This is a genomic window from Gemmatimonas groenlandica, from assembly GCF_013004105.1.
GTDB lineage: Bacteria > Gemmatimonadota > Gemmatimonadetes > Gemmatimonadales > Gemmatimonadaceae > Gemmatimonas > Gemmatimonas groenlandica.
The window spans coordinates 407300-419432 of sequence record NZ_CP053085.1 but is presented as its reverse complement, the minus strand read 5'-3'; the positions used below and the strand labels follow the sequence as shown (position 1 = coordinate 419432).

At 63.9% G+C, this 12133-nt stretch carries 10 protein-coding genes; 5 read left to right on the top strand and 5 right to left on the bottom strand.

Annotated elements, in window-relative coordinates; genetic code table 11:
- Nucleotides 1-44 precede the first annotated feature (44 nt).
- The 3 genes from dinB (at nt 45) to HKW67_RS01680 (ending at nt 2347) form a co-directional block, all read left to right on the top strand.
- Nucleotides 45-1334: a DNA polymerase IV gene (gene dinB / locus HKW67_RS01690; protein WP_171223749.1), complete on the top strand. Its 1290-nt coding sequence runs from the start codon at nt 45-47 to the stop codon at nt 1332-1334.
- 73 nt (nt 1335-1407) lie between these two features.
- On the top strand, nt 1408-1656 hold the full coding sequence (locus tag HKW67_RS01685) for a hypothetical protein (protein ID WP_171223748.1): 249 nt from the start codon (nt 1408-1410) through the stop codon (nt 1654-1656).
- A gap of 106 nt (nt 1657-1762) precedes the next feature.
- On the top strand, nt 1763-2347 hold the full coding sequence (locus HKW67_RS01680) for a carbonic anhydrase (protein WP_206044566.1): 585 nt from the start codon (nt 1763-1765) through the stop codon (nt 2345-2347).
- Nucleotides 2348-2408: 61 nt separating this feature from the next.
- Here the strand turns inward: HKW67_RS01680 and HKW67_RS01675 are convergent, their stop codons facing one another.
- Nucleotides 2409-4019: a sensor histidine kinase gene (locus tag HKW67_RS01675; protein WP_171223746.1), complete on the bottom strand. Its 1611-nt coding sequence runs from the start codon at nt 4017-4019 to the stop codon at nt 2409-2411.
- A gap of 108 nt (nt 4020-4127) precedes the next feature.
- On the opposite strand from HKW67_RS01675, the gene HKW67_RS01670 reads away from it, so the two are divergent.
- Nucleotides 4128-6014, top strand: coding sequence for a heavy metal translocating P-type ATPase (locus tag HKW67_RS01670; protein ID WP_171223745.1), 1887 nt, complete (start codon nt 4128-4130; stop codon nt 6012-6014).
- A 63-nt stretch (nt 6015-6077) separates the two neighbouring features.
- Here HKW67_RS01670 and HKW67_RS01665 read toward each other — a convergent pair whose 3' ends face one another.
- Nucleotides 6078-6803, bottom strand: a complete 726-nt coding sequence (locus HKW67_RS01665) for a PEP-CTERM sorting domain-containing protein (RefSeq protein WP_171223744.1) — start codon at nt 6801-6803, stop codon at nt 6078-6080.
- A 214-nt stretch (nt 6804-7017) separates the two neighbouring features.
- Entirely contained in the window at nt 7018-7593 is a 576-nt protein-coding gene (locus HKW67_RS01660; protein WP_171223743.1) for a PEP-CTERM sorting domain-containing protein, read from the bottom strand.
- Nucleotides 7594-8051: 458 nt separating this feature from the next.
- Between HKW67_RS01660 and HKW67_RS01655 the strand changes: the two genes are divergently transcribed.
- Nucleotides 8052-8780 carry a PEP-CTERM sorting domain-containing protein gene (locus HKW67_RS01655; RefSeq protein ID WP_171223742.1) on the top strand — a complete coding sequence of 243 codons (729 nt, stop codon included), beginning with the start codon at nt 8052-8054 and terminating at the stop codon, nt 8778-8780.
- Nucleotides 8781-8874: 94 nt separating this feature from the next.
- Here HKW67_RS01655 and HKW67_RS01650 read toward each other — a convergent pair whose 3' ends face one another.
- Nucleotides 8875-10068 carry a GGDEF domain-containing protein gene (locus HKW67_RS01650; RefSeq protein WP_171223741.1) on the bottom strand — a complete coding sequence of 398 codons (1194 nt, stop codon included), beginning with the start codon at nt 10066-10068 and terminating at the stop codon, nt 8875-8877.
- A gap of 107 nt (nt 10069-10175) precedes the next feature.
- Nucleotides 10176-11966, bottom strand: a complete 1791-nt coding sequence (locus HKW67_RS01645) for an acyl-CoA dehydrogenase C-terminal domain-containing protein (protein WP_171223740.1) — start codon at nt 11964-11966, stop codon at nt 10176-10178.
- Nucleotides 11967-12133 lie beyond the last annotated feature (167 nt).

Below are 12133 nucleotides of genomic sequence, written 5' to 3'. Positions count from 1 at the left end.
AAGATTGCTGCTAGCTTGCGTCAGGGCCACCGCTTTCCCCGGACATGACCACTCTTTCGCCACGCCGCATTCTGCTGGTCGACGCCGACGCGTTCTTCGTGGCCGTGGCACGCCAGGAGGATCCGGACGGTGCGGGCAAGGCGTCGTTGCTGATCGTGGGTGGTCGGCCTGGTTCACGCGGCGTGGTGTGCAGTGCCTCGTACGAGTGCCGCGCCTACGGAGTGCGCTCGGCGATGCCCATCTCGCGTGCGCTCAAACTGTGCCCACAGGCCACCTGCGTGCCGGTACCCCGCGGTGCCTGCAGCGCGCGCAGCAAGCAGATCCAGCAGGTGCTGGCCACTTTCGCCCCGATCGTCCAGGCATCGAGCATCGACGAGTGGTACTGCGACATGGGCGGCACCGAAGCGCTGTACGGTCACGAGTCGCTCGAGGCCACGGCGCATCGTATCCGGGACGCGGTGTTCTCCGCCACCGGTCTCACGGTCTCCATCGGCGGCGGGACATCGCGGTTGGTCGCCAAGATGGCGGTCGAACTGGCCAAGCCAAAGCCCGGTTCTGGCGCTACCGGCGTACGCTGCGTCACGCCCGGCCAGGAATCCGCGTTTCTGGCGCCATTCCGGCTGGCCGACCTGCCGATGGTTGGCCCGCGGTTCTCGGCCACGCTGGAGCGCATGGGGCTGGAGACCATCGCCGACGCGCAGCGGTGGAGCGAGGCCGACCTGCAGTCCCGCCTCGGGGAGCGCGCCGGCGCCTGGCTGCATCGGCGCGTTCGGGGCATCGATGATAGCATCGTGACGCCTCGCGAGGTCCAGAAGCAGGTGAGTCGCGAGGAGACGTTTGGGCGCGACTTGCACGACGACGACCTCATCGAGCGCGAACTGCTCCGGTTGGCGGTCCGCGTGAGCACCGACCTGCGCCGTCAGGGGCTCCGGGCGAGAACCGTCACGGTGAAGCTCAAAGATGCCGACTTCAAGACGCGATCGGCCCAGCGGACGTTGGCCCAGCCGATCGAGTCCGAGAAGTCGGTGATCAAAGCGGCGCGGGTACTGTACCGGGCGCTCCGGGGCAAACGGCGGGTCGGAGTGCGCCTGGTCGGCATCGGGCTTTCGCACTTCGACGACGACAGCGGCTCCGGGACCGGCGCCGTCACCCAGCTCGGCTTTTTCGCGGCCTCGCCGCCGCCCGTGCCGGAAGGGGAACCGGTCGAAAACGCCAAGGATCGGGCGCTCACGCGGGCACTCGACCAGATCCGGGACCGCTACGGGAGTAGCGCGATCATTCCGGCCCGTTTGGTCGATAGCTCGCGCGATACCGGGCCGAGGGTGGAAGAATGACGCGGCCCTGTATAGCTTCCCTGCGCTGAAGTGTTCTTCTTCGCCGTTTGCGCTTTCCCGTCGGGGTGTCTTTATGAGTGTCGCGTACGATCCGAACAAGCTGGGCTGGCCTGCCGCCGCCGTGACCACGGTGGCCACGTTGGGGCTGCTATTCACGGCCTACACGATCCACAAGAATACGTACCGGCATCCGCGCGACCCGATGAACTTCCAGGTGTATCACGCGGAAGACAACGCGAAGCACACTGGTGCCGCGAAGCACGAGGCCGCTCCGGCCGCCGAAGGCGCCGCTGCTGCTCCGGCCGCTGAAGCCAAGCACTAACACTCCGCGTTTTCTTGACGCACGAACGCCGCAGCCCGTAAGGACTGCGGCGTTTTTTGCATTCGCCACCGTCGTGGTCCGCCCTTTTGCCTCATTGACCGTGCCTATGCCCCACGAAAACCGCGATCCACAGGCTGCGCTCGCTGCGCTGTACGCCGGTAACGCACGCTTCGCCAGCGGGGAGATCACGGCGCCGAATCGCCACATGGCGCGCCTCAAGGAAGTCAGCGACACGCAGGCGCCATTTGCGGCGTTCCTCGGCTGTGCGGATTCGCGCGTCCCAGTCGAGATCGTCTTCGACCAAGGGTTCGGCGATCTATTCGTCACGCGCATTGCCGGCAATGTGGCCGATGCCGCGATCATCGGCTCGCTGGAGTTCGGTACCGAGGTACTTGGCGCGCAGGTGTTGTACGTGCTTGGCCACACACGCTGCGGTGCCGTCACGGCCACGATGGAAGGCCACGACGTGCCGGGACAGATCTCGACGCTCTACCAGCATATTCGTCGCGCGGCCAAGGAAGCGAGGGGCGATCTCAACGAAGCAATCCGCCGCAACGTGCAGATCCAAGCGGAGGTGCTCCGCGAGGCTTCTCCGGTAATTGCCCGACGGGTAGCGCGCGGCGAGCTCGTGATCGCCGGCGGTGTGTACGACCTCGATACCGGACTCGTCGCCCCGGTCGTGCTGGAGTGACCGACACCACCGTCGCGGCGTTCGTGGTGTACGCGGCGTGACCAGTGCACGATACGAAGGATTACAGCGGCACCGTGAACCAGAACTCGCTGCCCTCTCCGATCACGCTCTCCACGCCGATCTCGCCGCCGTGTGCTTCGACGATGCCCTTGGCGATAAAGAGTCCGAGTCCCGAACCCGCGCGCAGCAGTCGCGGTGCCTGCCAGTGGCGTTCGAACAGCCGAGGTACGTCGTCAGGGGCGACACCTGGGCCAGTATCGCACACGCTGATCCGCACGTGGTCGTGATGGCGCGAGGCCGTGAGCACAATCTCGCCGCCGTGCGGTGTGAAGCGCACGGCATTGCCGAGGAGGTTGGACAGTACCTGCTCAATGCGATGACGGTCGGCCTGAACCGGTGGCAATTGGTCGTCGATCTGTCGTACGAAACGCAGGATCGCATCTTCCATTACCGGCTCGAACATGTCGGCCGACTCCTTCACCAACTCTGACAGCAATACGGGCTGTCGTTCCACCTGTAGACGCGCGGTCGCGATACGGGAGACGTCTTGCAGATCCTGAATCAGGCCATCGGCCTGCCGGGCCGCGCCGCGAATCGCCTCGACATCATCACGATCCATCAGCGGCCGCTCATCGCCGGGCTCGCGATTGAGGACGGCCCCCGTGAGCATGACGATGGCATTTACCGGATTCCGCAGATCGTGTGACACGATGGCCAGCATGTCGTCGCGCTCACGCACGGCGCGTCGCGATTCCTGATACAGTCTCGCGTTTTCGAGGGCCAAGGCAGCGAGACCGGCAAACTGACCGGCCACGACCACTTCTTCGATGCTGTGCGTCGAACCAGGCCGCGACCGCACGAGATGGAGCGCACCGATCGCCCGCCCACCGGCGCGAAGTGGCACGATCAACACCGCGCTCGCACCAAGCGCTTCCGCCCGCACGCGTGAGGCCGCGTCGTGAAAATTCGCCGACAGCCATGATGCCACGTCGGTGATGCGCTGCGCTTCTGTTTCGTGCGCGACACGTCCGGCGCTCGTTGCCGGAAGGTCGGCTTCGAGCAATTCCGACACGCGGGAAACCAGCGCCGACGATTCATCATGGCGCAGCGGATCTTTATGCGTGGCGGCAACGCGTCGGATGTGTCCCTGCGGCGACAGCAATTCGAGTACGCTCCAGTCGCCCAACAGCGGCACCGGCAGCTCGGTGATTGTCGCCATCGTCGACTCCACATCGAGCGACGCCGCCAAGACCCAGCCGGCCGTGGCCAACAGCTGTTGTCGCTCCTCACCGTAGCGCCGCGCACTGACATCGCGCAACGTGACCATGAAGGTGCGTTCGCCATTGATGGTCACGCGTGCAATCGACGCTTCGGCGGGGAACTGTTCACCGTTGCGACGAAGTCCGGCAATTTCGCGGCGCTCTGCCATTCGGCGCGATTCGGTACTCCCCTCGGCGAAGGTGCGTACATGTCCACGGTGGACAGGACGCGCCGTCATGGGCAGTAACCGATCGAGAGGTTGCTTCAGCATCTCTTCTTCGGTCCAACCAAAAATCTGCTCGGCGCCCTTGTTGAAACGCACGATGCGGAAGTCGTTGTCGAGCGCGATAATGGCGTCAGCGGCGATGTCGACGATTGCCGCGAGCGCTTCAAGCGAATGCGTGTCAGCCATCCCACGAGAATAGCCTCTCGGACCGGTATCTTTCCAGCATCGGGCCGATTCCTACCCGATTGGATTGCCGCACCTTCGGTTTCTCGATTCCTTCACGCAGACCTGCTGATGCGCTGGACGTCCATCCCCCGTTTGCCGGCGGCCGCGCTCGCTTTCCTCGCGGCGGGTGCGGTCGCGCCACTCGTGGTGAGCGCGGATCCCTGGCGCAATCGCATCTGGTTTGTCGGTCTCGTTCTCACGGGAATTCCCGTGGCGTGGCGGACCTTTGCCGGGTTGTTGCGCGGCGAGTTCGCCGCTGACGTGGTGGCGATGCTGGCGATCGCCGGCTCCATCCTGTTGGGACAACCGTTGGCTGGTCTCGTGGTAGTGCTCATGCAGACCGGCGGAGAGGCGCTCGATGCGTACGCGGTGGCGCGCGCCTCGAGTGCCGTGAAGTCACTGGAAGCCGATGCACCGCGCACGGCGCACCGCGTGGTGAAGGGACAGGTCCACGACATCGAGGCCACGGAGATCGCGCCGGGCGATGAGCTGCTCGTCCGTCCCGGCGAATTAGTGCCCTGCGACGGCACCGTGGTGGGCGGCTCGTCGCACGTCGACACCTCACGACTCACCGGCGAGCCGATTCCCGTGCGCGCCGCGACCGGCACGTCGCTGCTCTCCGGTAGTGTGAATCAGGAGGGCGCGTTGACGCTGCGCGCCGTACGCACCTCACAAGACAGTCAGTACGCCAGGATCGTGGATCTGGTGCGGACCGCGCAGGCGTCGAAGAGCCCACTACAGCGTACGGCGGATAAATGGGCCGTGTGGTTCACCCCGCTCACGCTTGGCGCCTGCCTGATGGCGTGGCTCGTGTCACACGACTGGACCCGTGTGCTGGCGGTGCTGGTGGTGGCCACGCCCTGCCCGCTCATTTTAGCGGCACCGGTGGCGATCATTGGTGGCATCAATCGCGCGGCGCGTCGGTCGATCATCGTGCGCAACGGTGGCGCGCTCGAAGCGCTGGCGTCGGTGAACTCGGCGGTGTTCGACAAGACGGGCACCCTTACCGTCGGCAAGCCGCGGGTGCATCAGGTCGTGACTGACGACGGGACGTCAGACGTGACGATGCTCGAGGTCGCAGCCGCCGTGGAACAAGGCTCCGGACATTTGCTGGCCCGCGTGATCGTGGCCGAGGCGGAGTCTCGTGGTGCCACGATGATGATCGCGACCGAGTTGGTGGAAACGCCGGGGCGCGGCGTGACGGGGATGGTGAACGGACGCTATGTCGCGGTGGGGTCGCCCGACTTCGTACGCGAGCGGGTGCCGTCGTTGGCCGCGCGGTTGGCCGCGTTGGAAGTCGGCGTATCGGGGTTGCGCGCGTATGTGGCGACCGACGGCAGTCACGGCGGCGTGGAGAACGGCTTTGTACCTGCGGTCGCCCGCATTGAGTTCGCCGATGAACTGCGCGACGATCTGGCGCCGATGTTCGCGGAACTGGCCGCGCTCGGGATCAGCGACGCGTATCTGTATTCCGGCGACAAGGCCGAGAATGTGGCGAAGATCGCGCGCGAGGTCGGGATTTCGCAGTACGAAGGCGATCTCACGGCGGAGGCGAAGGTCGCGCGCGTGGCAGCCTTGGAAGCGCGCGGTCGTCGGGTGGTCATGGTAGGCGACGGCACGAACGACGCGCCGTCGTTGACCACGGCGACGGTTGGCATTGCGTTGGCCGGACACGGCGGCGGTGTGGTCGCGGAAGCGGCCGATGTGGTGCTGCTCATTGATGACCCGCGTCGCGTGCCGGAGGCGGTGCGGATTGGACGGCGATCGTTGATGATCGCGAAGCAGTCTATTGGTGTGGGGCTCGGGCTCTCGCTGGTGGGGATGGGGTTTGCGGCGGCGGGGATGCTGACGCCGATTGCGGGGGCGCTGATACAAGAGGCGATCGATGTGGCGGTGATATTGAATGCGTTGAGAGCAGCGGGCGCGGGCCTAACGGCGAACGGCGCTAGGAATTAGGGGCGCTAAGAGTTGACCGCGCTATGAATGAGGGGCGCTAAGAATTAAAAGCGGGCAACGGCGCTATTGGTTGCGGCGGCGGCGAGACACGGCGATGAGCCCTAGCAGTCCGGTGGCGACGAGCGCGATGGTTTGCGGTTCGGGGACGATGGCCGTGTAATGGGCGCAGTTGGTGCCTTGGCACTCCACGAGCGCGCAATTGGTGCTGGTGGGATCGCACTTATACGACGCGGCGTCGTCGACGGTGGGCTCGAGTGACTTGGCGCGGAATCCGAATAGCACGTTGTTCGCGAGTAGTGCGGGGGCGCCGGTGTAGGTGAACCGGAACGTGAGAAACGCGCTCGGGTCATTCACGTTGGCGTTGGCGGTTTGCCACCTGGTACCGCCGCCGGCCGAACCGGCCTGGCCGACGATACCGCCGTTCGTGCCGGTTTTGGCCGAAAGCGAGGGAGTGGAAACCGGGCCGCTGATCCATCCGCTTGGGGTGCCGTAGCTCCAGCCAGCGCCGGCGTTGTCCACAGTCACGTCGTTGGAGGCGCTCCAATCATGCAGGGCACCACTGATGCCACCGATGTTCCAGAGCGCGATCGATTCGATGCGCGCTTGCTGGATGGAAGGGCTCGCGTTCCAGACGCGAAGCGACAGGCCGGTGGTCGTGTAGTCGGTGATCTCGTAGCCGACGCAGAGTGACGAGCCCATAGCGCACGCAATGGACTGCGCGCTGGCCTGAGCCGGCATAACGGACAGCAGCGCGGCGGTGAACGCGGCGGCGAGAGCAGACCACTTCATTGCAAGACTCCGACAGATGATGGTAGCGCTGGTCGAGACCCAAGTGGTCGCGGCGCGCGCTTGTCGGATCAGACTGTTGAGCGGCGGGTCGGATCACATTTGCATTCGTTCACGGTGTCGAGACGAGGGCAAAACAAAACCGCCTCGGCGACTGGCCGAGGCGGTGCATTCAGTGGAGCTGCCTGCTGAAGCAGGGGTGGAACGGGGGGACGACTCAGGCGTTGTTGCGACGGCGACGGGCGAAGCCGAAGATGCCGAGCAGGCCCGACGCCATGAGGGCGTAGGTGGAGGGCTCGGGGACGGAGGTGATGTTGAAGACTCCCGTACCGCCCATGGCGATCCACTGTGACTGGCCATTCGGGCCGCTCTGCGCGTGGAAGCCGAAACCGATCGGTGTTGCGGTGTTGTCGCTCAGCGTGAAGTTGAACGTTGCGCTGGCGCCTGCCGCGAGGCCCTGACCGTTGTTGAGGAAGTCAAACTTGTACACGGTGGGGCAGCCGAGTCCGCCGCCCTGGTTGCAGAGCGTGCCGTTGTACCAGATCTGACCATTAAAGGGCTGGTTGTCGATCGACCAGCCAGACGGAAGCGCGCTGTACACCGACGCATTCGCCGTCTTGTCCAGGAACATCAGAATGCTCGTGAACTTCTGGGAAGCCTCTTCATTCTTGACCTGGAAGCTGAAGTAGTTCGGCGCCGTGTACTTCAGCATCTTGCCATCGGCACAGGTCTTAAAGAGCCCCGTAGCGCAGACGTTCTGCAGGTCGAACAGCGTCGTCTGCGCGGCCGACACCGTCGGGGAGGTAACGAACGCGGTTGCAGCAAAAGTCGCAGTCAAAATGAATTTCTTCATCGATGGTACCTGTTGACGTATTTTGGCTCGTGCACTTGGGATCCTCTGTGATCGATACTTCAAGACGCATGCCGCGTTCATGAGCCGGACATAATGAACCTGCCATCATGCAAAGCATTGATTTTGCTTCACTTGCACGGATGAGACTTAGTGTATTTTTCTTCATGATGTGGTGCGGACGCACTTAATTGTTGCGCAACAACTACACTATTTATGTGAACATCAGTTAATCGCAGCTAACATGTTGAAGCGATACCACTTACAGACCGGCGCTACGCCATGAACTCTGGTCCGCATTCTGCTCTACAAGTTAGCCGAGAACATGTCCGAAGCGTCGCTTGTACACCATGAGCGGCCATTGCGGAAAGATCGCTTCCCCCCGAAGCACGGAGTTTTTCATGAATCGTCGACTTATTGCCTCACTCGCTGTTGCCGCTGGTATGACCTTTGGAGCCACGGAGGCGCGCGCTGCTGACCTTTGCTGGGCAAACGGTGGGCTGACCTTTTGTAGCACCTACTCGTTCCAGCTAACCGGTGCAAACAGCTTTTCCGTGCGTCTAGGCGCCGGCGGTACGATGCAGAACATTCGCATCACCGATGTCGGATTCTTCGGAACGAGCAACGCCTTCGCTCTTCAAAGCGTCTCGGGATCGAACTTGCAGGCGGGTTCGGCGGCAAACATCATCAACGGCCCCGTGGTGGGTTCCCCGACGTTTGCCGACGGTGCAGGCAACAATCTCTTCGCGAGCACCGGCCTCACTGGGATCGGTGGAGCGAGTTCTACTCCGCAGCAGCAGGGGCTCATCGGACTCGCTTCGTCGTTCGCTTCTGGCTACTTTCGCGCAGACGGAACAAGCGGCTACCTTCAGCTCAATTTCGCAACATCGCAGGTCATTACGCAGCAGACGCTCAACACGCTCGGGTTTGGATATTTCGCGCAAGGTACGAATCAGAACGGCGCCGCCGTATCGCTCCGCTGTTTCAACGCCACCAACACCGGCGGTTACACCTGCGGCGACAACCCGAACATCACCTCGGTCCCCGAGCCCTCGACCTACGCCCTAATGGCCTCCGGCCTCCTCGGCATCTTCGGCTTCGCCCGCCGCCGTCGGAACCTCGCCGCGTAACTCGCGCGGCCCGTCCGTACGACGCACAAACTCAAAGCGGGCCCGGTCAATTGACCGGGCCCGCTTTGCATTGCCGCCCGCTCAACCGGCCTAATCAGGCCGTTTTGAGCAAGAGGCTTTCCGCCACACACACCCGGTCCCGACCATTCTGCTTGGCCTTGTACAAGGCCTTGTCGGCACGCGCAATCCATTCATCCACCTCTTCGTGCGCTTCCAGCTGGGCCACGCCCACGGACGCACCGATCGAGAACTCCATCGCCGGATGCGGCGCCGGCATGGCCGCTACCTGCTCCTGCAGTCGACGCGCCAAGGTCTGCGCCATCTTCCAGTCGGTGTTGTGCAGGATGGCCACGAACTCGTCGCCGCCGTACCGACAGAGCACATCGCTCTGACGCAGGAACACCTTCGACAACGCGCCGCCCAGGTTCGCGATCGCGGCGTCACCCGCCTGATGTCCGTACATGTCGTTCACCAGCTTGAGCTTGTCGAGGTCGATCATCAGCAGCACCACCGGCTGACGGCCCAGCGCGAACATCTGCACCGCGCGCGGCCCCATCATGTCGAACAGCTTGCGATTGCCGATGCCGGTCAGCGGGTCGGTCGTGCTCTCCTTCCGCGCTTCTTCGAGCTGCTTGCCCATGCGGTCGAGCTTCGTGGCCAGCGACACGTACTGCTCCTGCTGCTGATCGCGGCGCGACTGCAGCGCCCCCTCGATCGCCAGCACGGCGCCCAGCACTTCCTGCTTGATCGACCCGGTCTGCATCCGCTTCAGCGCGTTCTTCGCCCGGTCCATCTGCGTCTCCGTCGACGCGTCGGCCGTATGATCGATCTTCACCGCGTTGTGCACCGTCTCGACGCAGGCCCAGAGGGCCTCACGGAGTTCGGTGATCGACGAGTCCACGTACTTGTGCTCTTCCCGCCGCTGTTCGGTCACCGCACGAACAACACCGTCCCAATCACGGTCGGCCACGCCGAGCGTACCAGCCCCTTCTTCCAGGGGATATCCCATGGTCGCATGACGCTGCCATCGCGCGATCTCTTCCGCGCTCTTTTCCGCGGGTCGATCCGGGAGATCGATCGGATAGCGTGAGAGCGCGGTGAGGACGCCACCGAGGGCATCGAGCACCAGACCGAGAGCGTTCTCGCTGCTCTGTGCGGTGGGCGCGACGGAGATCTCGGTGCCTGGGCCGCCGGAGATCGATTTCAGGACTGGGGAGCCGGACGCGCCGTTCGAACTGCTTCGTTCGATCGAGGGGCGGGGCTCGGACACGAGCTTCTTGAAGAACATGAAGTGGGTGTGAGGTTGCCTTGAACATCGGCACGTCCCACCCAGGAGTTGAGTACCCGCCGCGTGACCGTCACACGGCGGGCACAGTCGTTACGCCCTGCGTCCCTCTAGAACTCGTCGTCAGCGAACGCCATGATCGGCGCGGAGCCAGCCTGAATCGCCGCCAGCAGCGTCGCCGCTTCCGGCAACAATCGCCCGAAATAGAAGCGCGCCGTTTTCAGCTTCGCCTGCAGGAAGCGCTTGTCACCCTTCCCCGCCGCCAGCTGCTCCTGCGCAACGGTGGCCATGCGCAGCCACTGCCACCCCACCGCCACGTATCCCATGAGATGCAGATACTCCGTGGCCGCCGCACCGACTTCATCAGGATTCGCAAAGCCCTTCTCGGCCAGCAGCATCGTCGCCTTCTGCAACTGATACAGCGAACCGCCCAGTGGCTTCGCGAACTCCTCGAGGCCGTCCACCTGCGCCGCCGCATCCACGTCGCCCTTCACCAGCTCGAAGAAGCGACGTACCAAGCGCCCGCCTTCCATCGGCAGCTTGCGACCCACGAGGTCGAGCGCTTGCACGGCATTCGTGCCTTCGTAGATCTGCGCGATACGCGCATCACGCACGTACTGCTCGATGCCGTACTCCCTGATGTACCCGTGCCCGCCCAGCGTCTGCAACGCGATGTTCGTGTTGTCGAACCCCTTGTCGGTGAGGAACGCCTTGATCACCGGTGTCATCAGCGCCACCAGATCTTCGGCCGCCTCACGCACCGCGGGATCGGCATGTCGATGCTCGAGATCGATGCGGATACCGACCCAGTACGCCAACGAACGCATGCCTTCGTTGAACGCCTTGATGCGCAACAAGCCTTTGCGCACATCGGGGTGCACGAGGATCGAATCGGCGGGTCCCGAAGGATTCTTCGGTCCTGTCAGCGAGCGTCCCTGCAGACGGTCCTTGGCGTACGACAACGCATTCTGATACGCGACCTCCGCCAGTCCCAATCCCTGCAAGCCGACGGCGAGGCGCGCACCGTTCATCATGACGAACATCGCCCGCATGCCTTTGTGCGGTTCGCCCACCATCCAGCCCGTGGCGTCTTCGAAATTCAACACGCACGTGGCCGAGGCCTTGATGCCCATCTTGTGCTCGATGGAGCCCACCGTGACGCCGTTGCGAGTGCCGGGCGAGCCGTCTTCCTTCGGCAGATACTTCGGTACCAGAAACAGCGAGATCCCCTTCGTGCCGCCGGGGGCATCCGGCAATTTGGCCAGCACCAGGTGGACGATGTTTTCCGTCAGATCGTGATCGCCAGCCGAGATGAAGATCTTCGTGCCGTTGATCTTGTAGGCGCCATCACCGGCGGGAACGGCCTTCGTGGTGATGATGCCGAGGTCGGTGCCGGCGTGCGCTTCGGTCAGGCACATCGTACCACCCCACGTGCCGTCGATCAGCTTGGGAAGAAAGCGATCCTTGAGCTCGTCCGATCCGTGACTCAGCAGCGCGCTCACCGCGCCGTGCGTGAGCCCGGGATACATGCTGAACGACAGGTTCGAGGAGCAGAGCATCTCCTCCATCACGAAGCGCACCGACTCGGGCAGCCCTTGTCCGCCGTACTTCGCATCGGCCGCCACGCCGGTCCAGCCACCCGCCGCGTACTGCGCGTACGCCTCCTTGAAGCCGCTCGGCGTGCGTACCTCGCCGTTCTCGTACTTCACCCCTTCCGTGTCGCCGCTCTGATTGATCGGGAAGAGCACCTCCTCGCAGATCTTGGCGCCTTCGACGAGCACGGCATCGATCATGTCAGGCGTCGCGTCCTCGAAGCCGGGGAGTGCGGCCAACTGCGCGACATCGTGGACGTCATGCAGCAGAAAGCGGATATCGTCGAGTGGGGCCTTGTAGGCGGGCATGGACGGACGTCCTCCAGGCGGGTGTACAGCGGGGGTACGGCGGGGTGACCTGCTCCCTTGGAAGCTGTGGCCGGATCAGGACGTCGGCAAGCCCCAATTGCGACGCCACCGTCATGTTTTGAGGAGACTGGGCCTCGGGTATACCCTTCTGGAGCTTTTTCGACGCG

Coding starts and splice junctions, on each gene's coding strand:
- dinB (WP_171223749.1), top strand. CDS start 45: ATGACCACTCTTTCGCCACGCCGCATTCTGCTGGTCGACGCCGACGCG.
- HKW67_RS01685 (WP_171223748.1), top strand. CDS start 1,408: ATGAGTGTCGCGTACGATCCGAACAAGCTGGGCTGGCCTGCCGCCGCC.
- HKW67_RS01680 (WP_206044566.1), top strand. CDS start 1,763: ATGCCCCACGAAAACCGCGATCCACAGGCTGCGCTCGCTGCGCTGTAC.
- HKW67_RS01675 (WP_171223746.1), bottom strand. CDS start 4,019: ATGGCTGACACGCATTCGCTTGAAGCGCTCGCGGCAATCGTCGACATC.
- HKW67_RS01670 (WP_171223745.1), top strand. CDS start 4,128: ATGCGCTGGACGTCCATCCCCCGTTTGCCGGCGGCCGCGCTCGCTTTC.
- HKW67_RS01665 (WP_171223744.1), bottom strand. CDS start 6,803: ATGAAGTGGTCTGCTCTCGCCGCCGCGTTCACCGCCGCGCTGCTGTCC.
- HKW67_RS01655 (WP_171223742.1), top strand. CDS start 8,052: ATGAATCGTCGACTTATTGCCTCACTCGCTGTTGCCGCTGGTATGACC.
- HKW67_RS01650 (WP_171223741.1), bottom strand. CDS start 10,068: ATGTTCTTCAAGAAGCTCGTGTCCGAGCCCCGCCCCTCGATCGAACGA.
- HKW67_RS01645 (WP_171223740.1), bottom strand. CDS start 11,966: ATGCCCGCCTACAAGGCCCCACTCGACGATATCCGCTTTCTGCTGCAT.